Here is a 15,377-nt window from a genome sequence, read left to right as displayed (position 1 = left end):
TTCTCTTGACATTTTGACAACTCATTGGGGGTCTTCTCACCGCCCCGATTTTGGGGCTAATAGACCCCGAAAGCCGCTCCCTTGTGGGCGCATTTTGCTGCTGTCGGGTCAAAAGCAGCAAAAAACAGCCATTTCCAACAAGAAAGCCCATCATGAAACGCGTCGACGCCCACGGATTGAAGATCGCTCCTGTCCTGTTTGATTTCATCGCCAAGGAAGCGGCCCCGAAAACGGGGATCGCGCCGGATGCGTTCTGGGCCGGGCTTGCCGCCATCATCAGGGATCTGGGGCCGAAGAACCGCGCATTGCTGGCGGTGCGCGACACGTTGCAGGCCAAGATCGACGACTGGCACCGCGCCAGCAAGGGCAAGGCGTTCGACCTCAACGCCTATACCGCCTTCCTGAAGGAGATCGGCTACCTCGTTCCGGAGCCGGCGACGCAGAAAGTCGAGACCGCCAATGTCGACGAGGAAATCGGCAAGATCTGCGGCCCGCAGCTCGTCGTGCCCCTCACCAATGCGCGCTATGCACTCAACGCGGCGAACGCGCGCTGGGGCTCGCTCTATGATGCCTTCTACGGCACCGACGCGATCCCACACGATGCTGCCGAGAGCGGCAAGGGTTACAACAAGGCACGTGGCGACAAGGTGATCGCCAAGGCCAAGGCGTTCCTCGATACCGCCGTGCCGCTCGCAACCGGCAGCCATACCGACGTCACCGCCTATAGTGTCGTCGCGGGCCAGCTCGCAGTGAAGCTGAAGAGCGGCAACGCCACCGCACTGAAGAACGCGGCGCAGTTCGCGGGCTTCCATGGCGATGCGGCTGCGCCCTCGGCCGTGCTGCTCGCCAACAACGGCCTGCATGTCGAGGTGAAGATCGACCGCAGCAGCGCGATCGGCAAGGACGATCCGGCCGGCGTCGCCGACATGATCATGGAATCCGCGGTTTCCACCATCCTCGACATGGAGGACTCGGTCGCCGCGGTCGATGCCGAGGACAAGGTGCTGGTCTACCGCAACACGCTCGGCCTGATGAACGGCACGCTGTCGGCTGACTTCGAAAAGGGCGGCAAGACGCTGACGCGTTCGCTCAACGCAGACCGCGTCTACAAGACGCCGGACGACAAGGGCGAAGTGAAGCTGCACGGCCGCAGCCTGCTGTTGATGCGCAATTGCGGTCACCACATGTTCACCGACGCGGTGCTCGACGAAAAGGGCGAGGAGATTCCGGAAGGCCTTCTGGACGCCGCCGTCTCCGGCCTGCTCGCGATCCACGACCTCAAGGGCAATTCGAAGGTCAAGAACAGCCGCACCGGATCTGCCTATATCGTCAAGCCGAAGATGCACGGCCCGGACGAGGTGTCGCTGACCTGCGAGATCTTCGATCGCGTCGAGAAGATGCTGTCGCTGCCCGAGAACACGCTCAAGGTCGGCATCATGGACGAGGAGCGCCGCACCACCGTCAATCTCAAGGCCTGCATCCAGCGCGCCTCCAAGCGCATCATGTTCATCAACACCGGCTTCCTCGACCGCACCGGCGACGAGATCCACACCTCGATGGAAGCGGGCCCGATGATCCGCAAGAACGAGATGAAGGCGCAGGCCTGGATCAAGGCCTATGAGGACTGGAACGTCGACATGGGCCTGACCTGTGGCCTGCCCGGCCATGCCCAGATCGGCAAGGGCATGTGGGCCGCCCCCGACAAGATGGCGGACATGCTGGCGCAGAAGCTTGGCCATCCGCAGGCCGGCGCCACCACCGCCTGGGTGCCCTCGCCGACTGCGGCGACGCTGCACGCGCTGCACTACCACCAGGTCAACGTGATCGCTCGCCAGGAAGAGCTCACCAAAGGCGGACCGCGCGCAAAGCTTTCGGACATCCTCACCATTCCGGTGTCGAAGTCGAACTGGGCGCCCGATGACGTCAAGCAGGAGATCGACAACAACTGCCAGGGCATCCTCGGCTATGTCGTGCGCTGGATCGACCAGGGCGTCGGCTGCTCCAAGGTGCCCGACATCCACGACGTCGGCCTGATGGAAGACCGCGCCACCTTGCGCATCTCCAGCCAGCATCTCGCCAACTGGCTGCACCAGGGCGTGATCACCGAGGCGCAGGTGATGGAATCGCTCAAGCGCATGGCGGTCGTGGTCGACAAGCAGAACGCCGGCGACGCCATCTACAAGCCGATGGCGCCCGCCTTCGACGGCGTCGCCTTCAAGGCCGCCTGCGACCTCATCTTCAAAGGCCGCGAGCAGCCGAACGGCTACACCGAATACATCCTCACCGCGCGCCGCCGCGAGGCCAAGGCGAACGGCTGAGCGAAGTCACAAAAGCGTCAAAAGCCCCGGCCCTTGCCGGGGCTTTTTTGTTGGGCGAAACGTCGCGGCGCGGCGCGGAACAGGCTGCGCGGCGCTCGCGTTGTCGTGCCATCAACCATTGGGAGATGGTCATGGACTGGAATCGGATCGAAGGAAACTGGAAGCAGTTCAAGGGATCGGCCAAGGAGAAATGGGGCAAGCTCACCGACGACGACCTCCAATTGATCGAGGGACGCCGCGAGCAACTCGAAGGCCGGCTTCAGGAACGCTACGGCAAGGCCAAGGACCAGGTTCGTCAGGATGTCGACGACTGGCTCAAGTCGCTGCACTAAAGCGCACGAACGAAGCCCCGGCGAAAGCCGGGGCTTTTTTGTCTAGGAGCGGCAGCCCGGATGTCGCTTCGCTCATCCGGGCTATGATCCCTTGCTAGAACACCGCGAGATATTTCAGCAGCGAGACGATGCCGATGATGATGACGACCACGCGCGCGATCTGCTTGGCGCGGCCGTCCATCGGCAGCATGTTGATGAGATAAAGGACGAGAATAACGACGAGAAAAGTGACGAGCACGCCCACCAGCATCGCGAGACCCCCTTCAGGCAAATTGCGACCACCATCCTAACGCCTGTCTCCCGCACCGGTTCCATCGCGGCAACCCACTGCAACTTCTAGTAAATACGTACTTCTACGATCGGACGGCCTGCCTAAAATTTTACCCTTTTGCATTCAGATCGGAAGACCGTTTGCGCTCTGAGCCGCAAACGGCATGCGATTGCCGATCTGCCGCGCCCCCGTTTGTCGATGTTGCCGGGCGTCTTTCTGAGTTTGCAATGGGAATTGGGGACTTCGATGCTGAATCGTCTGACCGTATCCGCGCTGCTGAAGGCGGTGATCGCGATCACGTCGGCCTGCGTGGTGCTCGCGCTCTCGCTCACTGCCTATGAATCCTGGGATCGCCTCAGGACCGCCAACCGCATCTCGAAGACCGCCGACGCATCCGCCGATCTGTTCAAGGCGATGCACAGCCTGCGCACCGACCGCTCGACTACGACGCGGCTCCTCAACTCGGCCGAACCGATGGATGCCGAGATCGAAAAATATCTGCGCGCGATCCGGGACACCGAGATGCCCGCAATGGCACGCGCGCTGGAGCTGCTGCCGGTCATCGACTTCCCGCAATCGGGCACGCTGGTGCCGGAGCTTGCGCGCCTCCACAAGCTGCTGACCGAAGAGCAGAAACAGTTCTGGGCGGATATGGCCAAGCCCAGGGATCAGCGTCGTACCGGTCTGCCGAAGGAATATATGGAGACGACGGGCGGCCTGCTCGAAACGCTCGACAAGCTGTCGAACGTCCTGGCCGCCACCGTCAATCACCAGGACCCCGTGATCGACCAATTGCTGTCGATCAAGCAGAACGCCTGGCTGCTCCGCAACACCGCGGGCGAAGCTTCGCTGGTCGTCTCGACCGGTCTTGCCGCCGGCAAGATCACACCGGAAGCCCGCAACAGCTACACCCAGCATGTCGGCGGCACGTCGGCGACGTGGAAGGCGCTGGAATTGTCAGCCTCGGGCATGCAGTTGCCGCCCGCGCTCGTCTCCGCCATGGCCGCGGCCAAGACTGCCTATTTCGAGCCGCAATACCTGACCCTGCGGGATCGCCTCGCTGACACGCTGGTCAAGGGCGAGAAGGCCGAGATGACCGCCAACCAATGGAGCCCGCTCACGGTCGGCCGCCTTTCCAGCGCTGTCACCGTGGCGGAAGCCGCCCTCGACGCCGCCAAGGTCCATACGCTGGAGCAGCGCGGCGCTGCGCAGCGCGCGCTGATCGTGCAGCTCGGATTGCTGGCGCTCGCCATCGGCCTTGCCGTCGGCGCTGTCATGCTCGTGAGCCGCCGCGTGATCCATCCCCTGAACACCATCCGCGACGCCATGTTGAAGGTCGCCGGCGGCGACCTTGCCGTCGACAGCGGCTATCTCGATCGCCAGGACGAGATCGGCGCACTGGCTGGCGCGCTGGAGACCTTCAAGCAGCAGGCCACCGACAAGCTCAAGATCGAAGAGCAGGAACGCGAGCGCAATACGGGCGCCGCCGCACGCCAGCGCGCCGTCGAGGCCTATGTCGGCGAGTTCGAGGGCGCAGTGCGCAAGACGCTGGGCGAATTGAGCGAAGCCTCCGGCGAGATGCGCAAGACCTCGGGCGACCTCTCTGCCGTGTCGCGCCAGACCAACGACCGCGTGCAGGTCGCCGGCAAGGCCTCCAACGACGCCTCCATGAGCGTCGACAGCGTCGCCGCCGCCGCCGAGGAGCTCTCGGCCTCAATCAACGACATCAGCCAGCAGGCCGCCCATGCCGCAGGCATCGCCGGCCGCGCCGTCACGCAGGCGCGCGAGACCGACAGCACCGTTCAGGGGCTGGCGCAATCGGCGGGGCGCATCGGCGAGGTGGTCGGCCTCATCAACACCATCGCGGCGCAGACCAATTTGCTCGCGCTCAACGCCACCATCGAAGCGGCGCGCGCCGGCGAAGCCGGCCGCGGATTTGCCGTGGTCGCCTCCGAAGTGAAGTCGCTGGCAAGCCAGACCGCGAAGGCGACCGAGGAGATCTCCGAGCAGATCGCCGACATCCAGAAAGTCGCGGGCGACGCCATCAACGCGATCCAGACCATCGGCGGCATCATCGGCGAAGTGAACGAAGTGGCGACCGCCATTGCCGCCGCCGTGCAGGAGCAGGGTGCGGCGACGCAGGAGATCACGCGCAGCACGCAATTCGCGGCGCAGGGCACCAAGAACGTCTCGGACAACATCACCGGCGTCAAAGCCGATGCGGACGCTGCCGCCGCAGCCGCCGACAATGTGAAGCAGGCCTCCGAGATGCTGGAGAGCCAGAGCCGCCAGCTCGGCCATCAAGTCAGTGACTTCCTCGGCAAGATCCGCGCGGCGTAACATTGGTTAGATAGAAGCTGCCCCTACACCTCCGGCGTCATCCCCGCGAACGCGGGGATCCATAACCACAGGGAGTAGTTTGGCGAAGACTCCTGGTCGCCGGCTCGTGCCGTAACTCCTCCCTGTGGTTATGGATCCCGGATCTGCGCTTCGCTTGTCCGGGATGACAGCGGAGATTGAGGCGGTAGCGCTGGGCCCCACGTGAACCCGCCGCCCTACTCCTTCGCCACCACCGGCACCTGGCGGAATTTGGCGCGCACCGATTCCGGCAGCGGCGAAAAATTCATCGCGACGCCGCGGCGGTCGTTGGCATTGCGGCTGGCGACCACCAGGCCATCGGCGCCGGCGACGATATCGCCCTTGCGCAGGGTAGGATCGTCCTCGACCTTGACCTGCGCAAGCCCGACCGGATCCTTGCCGTTGCAGGTGCAGCCCGCGACAATCTCATTGCGATAGCGGTACGCATTGGGCAATTCGGAATAAGATTTTCCCTTGTCGGTCGTGGCGTCGTCGATGTTGCCGCCATAGACCAGCGACGTCTCGGAAGCCGGGCAGAAGCTCTTGCAGGATTGCGCCTTGCTCTCGGCATCATTGCCCTGCGCCGGGAAGTAGCGGCCGTCGCAGCCGCGCACGCAATAGGCCGTGCCGCCGCCATAGGCGGCGCGTTGCCGGGGGACATCGTAGCGCGGCATGTCATCGCCAGGGAACGGCGTCCGGATCTGTGGAAGCCGCCCTCCGAACGCACCGAACAGCGCCGAGAAGAAATCCTCCGCGTGCGCCGACGGTGCGAATGCCAGACCGGCGGAGACGAAGACCATGATCGCCGTACCGCCAGCCACTTTGCCAATCAGGCGTCTGCTCATTTGGCTCACTCTTACTCCTAGTTCACGGCCGACGTCGCGATGTTCAGCGCCTGCCGGCCCGACGGCATCGCCGTCACGGCTGGACGCTTACGCGCGGGGTCGCTGCCTTTGGCCATCAGCGGCGCGTTCTTCGGCAGCACCACGACCTTGGCGCCGACATTGACGCGGCTGAACAGGTCGGTGACGTCCTCGTTGGTCATGCGGATGCAGCCGGAGGAGACGAACTTGCCGATCGTGGAGGGATCGTTGGTGCCGTGGATGCGGTATTCGCTGGAGCCGAGATACATCGCCCGCGCCCCGAGCGGGTTGCCGGGACCGCCGGCGACGAAGCGCGGCAGATAGGGCTGGCGCGCAATCATCTCGGCCGGCGGATGCCAGTCCGGCCATTCCGCCTTGCGGCTGACACTCTGCACGCCGGACCAGGTGAAGCCTTCGCGGCCGACGCCGACGCCGTAACGGATCGCACGACCATTGCCGAGCACGTAGTAGAGATAGGTGTTGTTGGTATCGATGACGATGGTGCCGGCCGGCTCGCTGCGGTCGAAGCCGACGATCTGCTTGCGCAGACGATCGGGCAGCTGGGCATCCTCGTCCGCCGCCTGCGGCTGCGGCGCTTCATTCACGTAGCCCTGCGCATAACCCTGGTCCTGCGGATATGCCTGCGGCTGCATCGGAGCATAGCCGAATGTCTGCGCGCTCGCGCCAGCGAAAGGCACCGTCAGCAGAGCGGTTGCGAAGGCGAAGGCGGTGACGGCGCGCGGCGAGAAGCTGCGACGGACTGCAGAGAACTTTGTCATGTGCTGCCCCGTTGGATGCGTGCATCAGGGTGATGCGCTTGCGAACAAACGCCGCGGGAGCGATACAGGTTCCGGCCCTTCGCGCGGCATCCTTGTCACAGTCAAGCGAGCGCGCGTTCACGAAGCCGCGATGGAACCGAGGCACTGCTCGCGCATTATCAGCTCGCCAAATGGGCGCGCGGATCGAGGTTTCCGTGCGGGAGAGAGATTGTGCGCGTCCTTCCCAGTGAACGTGTGATTCCCGGCAACAGCGAAGGCAGTCCGCTTCCCGACAGCCATATCGAGCTGCCGCCGGTCATCCGCCGCACCGAGTTCGTCGCCTTCGCGCTTGCCGGCTTGTTACTGATTGCGGTCGTTACCGTGCTCTACGTTGGAAGAGCTTTCTTCCTGCCGGTCGTGATGGCCTTCGTCACCGGCACCATGCTGTCGCCGGCGGCGGGCTTTCTGGAGCGGTACAAGGTGCCGCGCAGCGTAGGTGCCGTTCTGATCGTAGTTGCGGGGACCGCCGTGGTGGCCTTCGTGGTGGCGCTGATCGCCTCCCCCGCGATGGAATGGAGCACGCGCCTGCCGGAGCTCGGCGCGCAATTGAAGGACAAGCTGCACGTGTTCGACCGACCGCTCGCACTGTGGCGCGAGCTGCAGGCTATGGTCGGCGGCTCGGAAGGATTGCCGAACTTCCAGATGCCGAAATTCGATTGGGTGCAGCCGACCCTGGAATTCCTGTCACCGACCTTTACCGAATTCCTGCTGTTCTTCGTCACCCTGATCCTGTTCATCGCAAGCTGGCGCGACCTGCGCCGGGCGCTGATCATGACCTTCAGCGACCGCGACGCCCGGCTGCGCACGCTTCGGATCCTCAACGAGATCGAGGTCCATCTCGGCAACTACCTCCTGACCGTCACCCTCATCAATATTGGGGTCGGCGTCGCCACCGGCCTCGTCTGCGCGCTCACCGGCATGCCCAATCCGGCCGGGCTCGGCGCGCTTGCGGCAACCCTCAACTTCATCCCGATCATCGGGCCGATCGCGATGTTCGCCGTTCTGATCGTGGTGGGGCTGGTCGCCTTCCCGACCATCAGCGGCGGCCTGATGGCGGCGCTCGCCTTCGGCGGTCTCACCTTCCTGGAGGGGCACTTCGTCACGCCCATGATCATTGGGCGGCGGTTGGCGCTGAATGCGCTCGCCGTGCTGCTGGCGCTCGCGTTCTGGACCTGGCTGTGGGGGCCGATGGGCGCCTTCCTGTCGTCGCCGCTCCTGATCGTCGCGCTGATCCTGAAGGAGCATCTGTTGCCGGCGGATGCGCCGCAGCTTCCGCAGGACTGACCGGTTTCCGCGAACGGAACTTCCCCGACGACGAAACGTTTTCCGGCTATCTCAGCCGTCAACAGTTTGGAGCTCCCGATGTCCACGACCGATGCCGAAGCCGGGATGAAAGACTGGACCGACAAAGCCACCAGAGAACGCCTCGAGAAGGATGTAGCAGCCGTGAAAAGCGATATCGCCGCCCTCACCGACCAGATCACCGACGCGCTCAACACATTTGCCAATTCCACCAGCAAGCAGGCCCGCCGCGGCTATCGCCAGGCGCGCGAGAACATGGATACCGCGCTCGACGACGTGTCAGAGCGCGGCAGTGCAATGATGGGCGCGGCCCAGGAAGCCTACGGCTCGATCGAGGAGACGCTCGAAGACGCGATCACACAGCGGCCGCTTGCGACCGTCGGACTCGCGCTCGGCATCGGCTTTCTGATCGGTGCCGCCTGGCGCCGGTAAGATTTGCGGGACGCGTGTTGAGGCGTCGGCACCGGCGCATTGCCGGTGTCGGCCCGTGACGGTTTGGCTTGCGGGGAACTGAGGAGCGAGGGCCATGTTTCAGCGCATCATCGACGGGATCAGTGCATCCACCGGCACCACGGTGCGGCTGACCTCGCTTGCCGCAGCCGCGGCCTTCGCGCTGTTCGTGACGACGTGCTTCCTTTGCGCCGCCGCCTTCATCTCGGTGCTGGAGAAATATGGCCCGGTGCAGGCCTGTCTGGCCGGCGCCGGCATCTTCTTCCTGCTGACGCTGGCAGCGGCAGGTTCTTATTGGGCCTACAAGCGCGAGGTTCAGAAGCGCGCCCAGATCGCGGCCGAGCGCGCCGCGAAGTCGGCGGCGCAGAGCATGCTGGCAGACCCCATGCTGCTCGCCACCGGGCTGCAGATCGTTCGTGCCATCGGGGTGAAGCGACTGCTGCCGATCCTGGCGATCGGAGGCGTCGCCCTCGGCATCATGGCGAGTCGCGCCGGCGTTCCTGACGAGGCGTCGGCCGAGCCCGCCGAATAGCGGTAAGAACAGGTTAGAAAATTTCGTTGTAAGTCCTCCGAGCGCATCAATCAGAACGTCCATAAGACACCGCGCAATTTCGCGCCATAACGGCGGATGCCCCCAGCCATCACGCAAACGCTACTCGGATGGGCAGGCAGTTGCCGTTAAAAGTATCACCCTGATTCCCAAAGCTATTTTAATCAATGAAACCGTCCGTTAAGGCGAACCTCGCCGCATTCCATCACGACGCCAGGCTGTATCTGACGCTCGGTATCGCCAACTGGTCGGTTTTCGTCGACCATATCCCGAACAACGTCGTCAATCTGCTGACGCTGCGCAATTTCGGCTTCAGCGGCGCCGCCGACCTGTTCGTGTTCGTCGTCGGCTATGGCGTCGCCATCATCCACGGCCGGATGGCGCTTGAACGGGGTTACCTCGTGGCGGCGACGCGCATCTTCCGCCGCGTCTGGCGACTCTACGCCGCCTATGTCGTGCTGTTCGTGATCTATATCGACACCATCGCCTACGTCGCCTCGCAATCGATGGCGCCGGAGATCATCCACGAATACAACATCTCGGGCATCCTCGAGCACCCGCTGAGGATCCTGGTCCGCGGCCTCGTGCTCCAGGAGGAGCCGCTGAACCTCGACCTCCTGCAATTGATGATCCCGCTGATGGCCTTCTTTCCGTTCGCGCTGTGGGGCCTGTTGCGGTGGCCGAACCTGACCCTGGCGGCATCGGTCGCGCTGTACCTTGCCGCACGCTGGTTCGACTGGAATTTTCGGGTCTATCCGGACCAGGAATGGACCTTCAATCCGCTCTGCTGGCAGATGCTGATGGTGCTCGGGGGCTGGTTCGCCGTGACAGGCGCGCCCGGACGCGCGCTACGCGACATGCCCTGGCTGCGGATTCTCGCCGGCGCCTATCTCGTATTCGCGATGGCCATCACCTTGCTGCGCCATTCGCCGGCAATGTCGGCTTACCTGCCGGACCTCCTCCTCGACAGCATCGCGCCGACCGACAAGGAAAACCTCGCGCCCTATCGCGTGCTTCACTTCCTCGCACTCGCCTTTCTGGCGACCCATCTCATTCCGGCCGATCATCCCGGCCTGCAATTGAAGCCGCTGCAGGCGGTCATCAGATGCGGCGAGGAATGGCTCGCCGTGTTCTGCGTCGGGGTATTCCTGTCGTTTGCCGGCCATCTCATCCTGATCACCAGCGCCAATCTGGTGGTGATGCAGATCGTGGTGAGCCTCGCCGGCTTCGCCGCGATGACCGCGGTGGCCTACTACGTCGCCTGGTCGAAGTGGCAGGATCTGCCGAAGGTCTTGCGGCAGCAGACCTAATGCGCGATGCGATGAGGAGGAATCGTCATCGCGCTTTAGGTTCCACGCGAGCCGAGATCCACTTCGCTCGAAAACGCTCTGGCCAGAGAATCGTGCGATTCTGCTAGGCCGAAAGCAGCGGCTGCGCTATGCGGAGAAGCTCTGCGTGAGGAGACCGGGCGTGGCGATGGTGAAAAGCGGGGGTGGGGAGACCGAGAGCACGCCCCGGCGCGGCCGGCCGCGGTCGATCGAGACCAGCAACGCGATTCTCGAAAGCGCCTATGCGCTGATGGCTTCGACCGGCCTTGCCGCTACCACCATCGACGCGGTCGCCCGCCACTCCAGCGTCTCCAAGATGACGATCTACAAATGGTGGCCGTCCCGCGAGGCGCTCCTGATCGACGCCTTTCTTCAACATGCCGCGCAGATGCTGCCGCTGCCCCCGGAGGGCTCCGGCAACCCCGCGGCACGCGCCCGCCGCCATGCCGCAGCCTACGCCGAGGCGCTCCAGGGCGAGTTCGGCAAGGTCCAGCTCGCGGTGATCTCCGAATGCATTTCCAAAACCGGCTCGGCCGAGCTGTTCTATGCCCGCTATCTGCAATTCCGTCGTGACGCGCTGGTCGAGATGATCGCGGCAGGCCAGAACGACGGCTGCATCCTGGCCGAAGGGCAGGCTGAGGATCTTTACGACGCGATCTATGGCAGCCTGTTCTATCGCTACGTCTTCGGCATCGCGCCCATCACGCCGGCCTACGCCCGCAATCTGGTCGACCTGGTGTTGCGGCCCAAGGGTTAAGCCCCAAGGGTTAGGCCGAGGCTTAAGCCGGCGGCTTCTATCGCGCAGGCCTCACCGGCGCGGAGATCTTGTCCGTGCGGTCGCGCTCGGTCATGTCGATCACCGTCTCCATCGGCGCGGTCAGCTCGTAGACATAGGAGGCGTCGGTAAAATAGCGCTTGGCGGTGCCGCCGAGCGCCTCGGGGGCGACACGGTCGAGCAGAATCAGGCCAAAATCGGAATCGGGGCGGCGGGTCGCCTCGCTGGTATTGAGCTCCTCCCAGCGGAAATGGAAGACCTCGTCGGACCCCTCGCCCGTCACCGTCCAGCTGGCGGTGATGTGCGGATGTTTTCCAACCAGCGACAGGCCCTCGTCGGAATGTGAGGCGAGTTCGAAGAACAGCAGCGAGAGGCTCTGCGCCGCGCGCGCGCTGACCGCGATATCAGGCCCCGTGACGGCGATGCGGTCGGCATGGGGGATGGCGCGCGCCTCGAACAGGCCCTTCAGCTTGACGCCCTGCCACTGGCTCTCGCTGAGCAGCGAGACCACGTTGGACATGGCATGGATGCGCCCGATCAGAAGCTCGCGGGCGACGTCGATGTCCGAGCCGTGACGCAAGGTGCGCGTCACGATCGACTGGATCACTGCAAGGATATTCTTGACCCGGTGGTTGAGCTCGTCGATCACCGCGGTCAGCCGGCGCTCGAAGCCGATTCTGACCTGGATTTCCCGGCTGAGCCGCAGATTGTTGTAGGCGACATAGCCAAACAGGCCGCACACCATCGCGGTGATCGCAAAGCCGATCGCCGCCACGATGATCGCGGTCTGCTCGGCGCGACGCGCCGAGTTGGTCTTGGCGTAATAACCCAGCTGCCAGTCACGGCCGCCGAAGCTCACCGTGCGCGTCGCCGATGGCGTCGGCCCGTCCGTCGTCGTCATGCGCGTGGAGACGATGCCCTGGTCGTTGGCAACGAGCTCGCCACCTTCCTTCCGCGGGTCCCTAAGCGCGACCGAGAACAACGACATATCGTCATTGGTCAGCATCAGCGAGGCGAGTTCGTAGGAAAACGTGACGAACCCGGCTGGCTCGGTCGCACCCTCGGGAATGACGGGAGCTGCCACAATGATCCCGACCGGCCCGTTGCCGCGCAACAGCGGAATTGGGTCCGAAGCCACCGACCGCTTCTCGAGCCGGGCCCGTGTCAACATGGCGCTGCGAACCTGATCCTGGTCGTAACTACGGCCAGGCAGAGCCTTGGTCTCGTCGCTGCGCGGCTCGAGATCCAACAGCACATCGATCGGCTGGGTGATCTCGGCCGGATTGATCGGCTTGTCGTCAAAGGTGCGGATCTTCGGATTGGGGAAGCCGGCGCCTCCAATGGCGGCCTGCGCCGCCGTAAGCTCGTTCGGCTTCAGCCGGGCGATCCAGCCGGCCACCACGAAATCGGTCTTGAAGGCGTAGATGGCCGAGCGCAGCGGCTCCAGCATGTTCGGCTTGATCACGGATGGTGTGCGGAACAGGCCCGAGGCGACGCGTGCGAGCAGCTCGCGCTCGGTAAGCCGGTCCTGGACCAGACTGGCATGAACGTCGATCGCGCGCGCAAGCGCGATCCGGTCCAGCGCCAGCTCCTGGTCGTGGACGCGATAAGCCGCAAGCCCGGAGAGCAAGGCTCCGAGCAGAGCGATGAAACCGATGATGAAACCCAGCCGGACCACGCGACTACTCAGGCGAAAGCAGGAGGTCGGCAATAAACAAGGAGCATATGAACGCCGCTCGAACGGCCATGTGCCGAAACAGGGTGAACCCCGGTGGCAGAGATAATGAAGGAGGAGGCATCGGTACGCAACTTGGGTCGCCTGGAAAGCTTAATCCGCCCGGCCGATGGTCTGGCCGGGATGAATTGACCGGGCACCGGAGGTAATTAATCGCCGTGTCCGAAATTTGTTCCGTGGCTGCGGCCCGGCCCCAAGGTTAACGGCGAAAAAAGCATGCGCCAAGTCGTCGCGCTGTCAGCCCGTCCGTTTCAGGCCGCCTTTGGCCTCGATGAAGCCGACAATGCGGTCAAGGCCCTCGCTCTTCTTCAGATTGGTCATGACGAAGGGACGCTCGCCGCGCATGCGCCTGGCGTCGGTGTCCATCTTCTCCAGGGAGGCGCCGACATGGGGGGCGAGGTCGATCTTGTTGATGACCAGCAGGTCGGACCGGGTAATGCCGGGGCCGCCCTTGGACGGGATCTTGTCGCCGGCAGCCACGTCGATGACGTAGATGGTCAGGTCGGCCAGCTCCGGGGAAAAAGTGGCAGCGAGATTGTCGCCGCCGGACTCGATCAGCACGAGATCGAGCCCCGGAAACTTGGCGCGCATGTCCGCCACCGCGGCGAGATTCATCGAGGCATCCTCGCGGATCGCGGTGTGCGGGCAGCCGCCGGTCTCGACGCCGGCAATGCGGTCCGGCGTCAGCGAGCCCGAACGCACCAGAAACTCGGCATCCCATTTGGTGTAGATGTCGTTGGTGATCGCGGCGATGTCATAGCGCTCGCGCATGGTCTTGCAGAGCAGGTCCATCAGCGCGGTCTTGCCCGATCCGACCGGACCGCCGACGCCGACACGCAAGGGGCCGTGAGATTTCGACATGTAATTCGCTCGCTCTCGATGGGTTGAGGGCTGCGCCGCTCTCACGAGCGGAACAGCCGTGTATATTGTGTCTCGTGCCGCAGGCTGGCGAGGTCGGCGCGGAAGGTCGCGCTGCCGAGATCGTCCAATGTCGCACTCAGCGCACGATTCGCAGTCGAGGCCACCGCGGCTTCCAGCCTCACCAGCACGCGCTGGCTGTCGGTCTGGCCGAGCGGAATGAGGCGGCTGGCCGCGGAAATCCAGTTCGAGACGACAGCATGCAGGAAGGCGTGCAGCGTCGGCGCCAGCGGCACGCCGTGCATTGCGGCAACCACACCGACCGCGACCGGATAAACCGGTGGCGCGCGGCATGCCGCAACCATGGCATCCAGCCCATCGGCATCCCACGCGGCGCGGGCAATGTCGATGAAGGCGCGGCCCTGCGAGCTCGTCTCCAATTGCCGCTCGCGCGACGGCACCATGGCCGCGGCGAGCTCGGCGATATCGCGCAAGGTCGCATCTTCGCCCTTCTCAGCAGCACGATAGGCATGCACCAGAAACGTCGCGTCGCAAAAGCCGGAGCCGTCGCCGAGCATTGCGTCGAGCCAGTCGGCCAGCGTGGCCGTATCGACGATGTCGCCCGCCTCGACCGCCCATTCGATGCCGCTGGAATAGGAGAAGCCGCCGACCGGGAATGCCGGCGACAGCCAGGTCATCAGCCGGTACAGCGCCGCCGCCTCGCCCTCGGCGAGGCCGCCGGCGCTGACCGGCTCATTTGTGGTCATGAGCATGCTTGTGGCCGTGGTGATGGTCGGGATGGTCGCAATGCTCGTCGTGGTGATGGTGATGATCGTGCCCATGATCATGCGCGGCATGATCATGGTGTTGGTGGTCATGAGCGTGATGATCATGGCCCTGATGATCATGGTGATCGTGACCATGGTCATGATGACGCCCGTGATCATGATGCGCATGATCGTCGTGGCCATGCGCGTGGCCGGCATCCGCATAGGCGCCGCCTTCGGGATCAAACGGTGCCTCGATCTCGATCACGCGCGCGCCGAGGCCCTTCACCATCGCCTCGATGACGTGATCGCGGCGAATGCGCAGGGCCTTGGCCATGATCTGCGTCGGCAGATGACGGTTGCCGAGGTGCCAGCCGACGCGGATGAGGTGATGCGGATCGCGGCCGCGGATTTCCAGCAGCGGCTCGGGCGCCGCGATCACTTCGACGAGCCGGCCGTCCTCCAGCACCAGCGCATCGCCGCCGCGCAGTGCGACCGCCTGTTCCAGGTCGAGCAGGAATTCGAGCCCCCGCGTTCCCGTCATCGCCATGCGACGGCGGTGACGGTCGTCGAAATCGAGCACCACCGTATCCGCCGGCGCTTCCGTGAAGCGGTGCTGTCCCCTGACCTGCGTCGCCCGGATCATGCGCTT

15 protein-coding genes are annotated in these 15,377 nt (G+C 64.3%); 8 read left to right on the top strand and 7 right to left on the bottom strand.

The features are described 5' to 3' along the window. Window positions 1-152 precede the first annotated feature (152 nt). Window positions 153-2,318: a malate synthase G gene (locus BM190_RS11515; RefSeq protein WP_092254414.1), complete on the top strand. Its 2,166-nt coding sequence runs from the start codon at window positions 153-155 to the stop codon at window positions 2,316-2,318. Between the two features lie 131 nt (window positions 2,319-2,449). Continuing rightward, entirely contained in the window at window positions 2,450-2,650 is a 201-nt protein-coding gene (locus BM190_RS11510; protein ID WP_008546815.1) for a CsbD family protein, read from the top strand. Between the two features lie 94 nt (window positions 2,651-2,744). On the opposite strand, the gene BM190_RS11505 is transcribed toward BM190_RS11510, so the two are convergent. Beyond that, complete coding sequence (locus BM190_RS11505; RefSeq protein WP_007599832.1) at window positions 2,745-2,900, bottom strand: Thivi_2564 family membrane protein; 156 nt, start codon at window positions 2,898-2,900, stop codon at window positions 2,745-2,747. A gap of 267 nt (window positions 2,901-3,167) precedes the next feature. On the opposite strand from BM190_RS11505, the gene BM190_RS11500 reads away from it, so the two are divergent. Continuing rightward, a complete protein-coding gene (locus tag BM190_RS11500; protein WP_092254902.1) occupies window positions 3,168-5,261 on the top strand; it encodes a methyl-accepting chemotaxis protein in 2,094 nt (697 codons plus the stop codon). A 215-nt stretch (window positions 5,262-5,476) separates the two neighbouring features. Here the strand turns inward: BM190_RS11500 and BM190_RS11495 are convergent, their stop codons facing one another. After that, entirely contained in the window at window positions 5,477-6,124 is a 648-nt protein-coding gene (locus tag BM190_RS11495) for a DUF2865 domain-containing protein (RefSeq protein WP_092254411.1), read from the bottom strand. 17 nt (window positions 6,125-6,141) lie between these two features. Beyond that, window positions 6,142-6,921 carry a L,D-transpeptidase gene (locus BM190_RS11490; protein WP_092254408.1) on the bottom strand — a complete coding sequence of 260 codons (780 nt, stop codon included), beginning with the start codon at window positions 6,919-6,921 and terminating at the stop codon, window positions 6,142-6,144. A 210-nt stretch (window positions 6,922-7,131) separates the two neighbouring features. Here BM190_RS11490 and BM190_RS11485 point away from each other — a divergent pair, with 210 nt between their 5' ends. From BM190_RS11485 to BM190_RS11465, 5 genes are all read left to right on the top strand, one after another. Next, window positions 7,132-8,244: an AI-2E family transporter gene (locus BM190_RS11485; protein WP_092254406.1), complete on the top strand. Its 1,113-nt coding sequence runs from the start codon at window positions 7,132-7,134 to the stop codon at window positions 8,242-8,244. 78 nt (window positions 8,245-8,322) lie between these two features. Beyond that, the gene (locus tag BM190_RS11480) at window positions 8,323-8,694 is read left to right on the top strand and encodes an ElaB/YgaM/YqjD family protein (protein WP_026202065.1); all 372 of its coding nucleotides are present in this window, start codon (window positions 8,323-8,325) and stop codon (window positions 8,692-8,694) included. Between the two features lie 94 nt (window positions 8,695-8,788). Continuing rightward, window positions 8,789-9,244, top strand: coding sequence for a hypothetical protein (locus BM190_RS11475; RefSeq protein ID WP_092254403.1), 456 nt, complete (start codon window positions 8,789-8,791; stop codon window positions 9,242-9,244). Between the two features lie 185 nt (window positions 9,245-9,429). Continuing rightward, the gene (locus tag BM190_RS11470; protein ID WP_092254400.1) at window positions 9,430-10,572 is read left to right on the top strand and encodes an OpgC domain-containing protein; all 1,143 of its coding nucleotides are present in this window, start codon (window positions 9,430-9,432) and stop codon (window positions 10,570-10,572) included. A gap of 166 nt (window positions 10,573-10,738) precedes the next feature. Next, complete coding sequence (locus tag BM190_RS11465; RefSeq protein ID WP_177237048.1) at window positions 10,739-11,347, top strand: TetR/AcrR family transcriptional regulator; 609 nt, start codon at window positions 10,739-10,741, stop codon at window positions 11,345-11,347. Window positions 11,348-11,384: 37 nt separating this feature from the next. Here the strand turns inward: BM190_RS11465 and BM190_RS11460 are convergent, their stop codons facing one another. From BM190_RS11460 to BM190_RS11445, 4 genes are all read right to left on the bottom strand, one after another. Continuing rightward, window positions 11,385-13,043 carry a CHASE domain-containing protein gene (locus BM190_RS11460; RefSeq protein ID WP_018318760.1) on the bottom strand — a complete coding sequence of 553 codons (1,659 nt, stop codon included), beginning with the start codon at window positions 13,041-13,043 and terminating at the stop codon, window positions 11,385-11,387. Window positions 13,044-13,337: 294 nt separating this feature from the next. Then, entirely contained in the window at window positions 13,338-13,961 is a 624-nt protein-coding gene (gene ureG, locus BM190_RS11455; protein ID WP_018318761.1) for an urease accessory protein UreG, read from the bottom strand. A 41-nt stretch (window positions 13,962-14,002) separates the two neighbouring features. Continuing rightward, window positions 14,003-14,731 (bottom strand): urease accessory protein UreF, encoded by a 729-nt coding sequence (locus BM190_RS11450; protein WP_092254394.1) that lies wholly within the window; start codon window positions 14,729-14,731, stop codon window positions 14,003-14,005. Further along, window positions 14,712-15,371: an urease accessory protein UreE gene (locus tag BM190_RS11445; RefSeq protein WP_092254392.1), complete on the bottom strand. Its 660-nt coding sequence runs from the start codon at window positions 15,369-15,371 to the stop codon at window positions 14,712-14,714. The genes BM190_RS11450 and BM190_RS11445 overlap by 20 nt, the downstream gene beginning before the upstream one ends. Window positions 15,372-15,377: the final 6 nt, after the last annotated feature.

It is taken from the genome of Bradyrhizobium sp. Rc3b, from assembly GCF_900114915.1.
GTDB lineage: Bacteria > Pseudomonadota > Alphaproteobacteria > Rhizobiales > Xanthobacteraceae > Bradyrhizobium.
Note: the sequence above shows the minus strand (reverse complement) of the source record. Positions and strands in the feature narration are given on the sequence as shown.

What these genes read in the sequence shown, in the direction of transcription:
- BM190_RS11450 (WP_092254394.1), bottom strand. Translation starts at nt 14,731, where the DNA reads ATGCTCATGACCACAAATGAGCCGGTCAGCGCCGGCGGCCTCGCCGAG.
- BM190_RS11480 (WP_026202065.1), top strand. Translation starts at nt 8,323, where the DNA reads ATGTCCACGACCGATGCCGAAGCCGGGATGAAAGACTGGACCGACAAA.
- ureG (WP_018318761.1), bottom strand. Translation starts at nt 13,961, where the DNA reads ATGTCGAAATCTCACGGCCCCTTGCGTGTCGGCGTCGGCGGTCCGGTC.
- BM190_RS11500 (WP_092254902.1), top strand. Translation starts at nt 3,168, where the DNA reads ATGCTGAATCGTCTGACCGTATCCGCGCTGCTGAAGGCGGTGATCGCG.
- BM190_RS11495 (WP_092254411.1), bottom strand. Translation starts at nt 6,124, where the DNA reads ATGAGCAGACGCCTGATTGGCAAAGTGGCTGGCGGTACGGCGATCATG.
- BM190_RS11475 (WP_092254403.1), top strand. Translation starts at nt 8,789, where the DNA reads ATGTTTCAGCGCATCATCGACGGGATCAGTGCATCCACCGGCACCACG.
- BM190_RS11445 (WP_092254392.1), bottom strand. Translation starts at nt 15,371, where the DNA reads ATGATCCGGGCGACGCAGGTCAGGGGACAGCACCGCTTCACGGAAGCG.
- BM190_RS11515 (WP_092254414.1), top strand. Translation starts at nt 153, where the DNA reads ATGAAACGCGTCGACGCCCACGGATTGAAGATCGCTCCTGTCCTGTTT.
- BM190_RS11510 (WP_008546815.1), top strand. Translation starts at nt 2,450, where the DNA reads ATGGACTGGAATCGGATCGAAGGAAACTGGAAGCAGTTCAAGGGATCG.
- BM190_RS11505 (WP_007599832.1), bottom strand. Translation starts at nt 2,900, where the DNA reads ATGCTGGTGGGCGTGCTCGTCACTTTTCTCGTCGTTATTCTCGTCCTT.
- BM190_RS11470 (WP_092254400.1), top strand. Translation starts at nt 9,430, where the DNA reads ATGAAACCGTCCGTTAAGGCGAACCTCGCCGCATTCCATCACGACGCC.
- BM190_RS11465 (WP_177237048.1), top strand. Translation starts at nt 10,739, where the DNA reads ATGGTGAAAAGCGGGGGTGGGGAGACCGAGAGCACGCCCCGGCGCGGC.
- BM190_RS11490 (WP_092254408.1), bottom strand. Translation starts at nt 6,921, where the DNA reads ATGACAAAGTTCTCTGCAGTCCGTCGCAGCTTCTCGCCGCGCGCCGTC.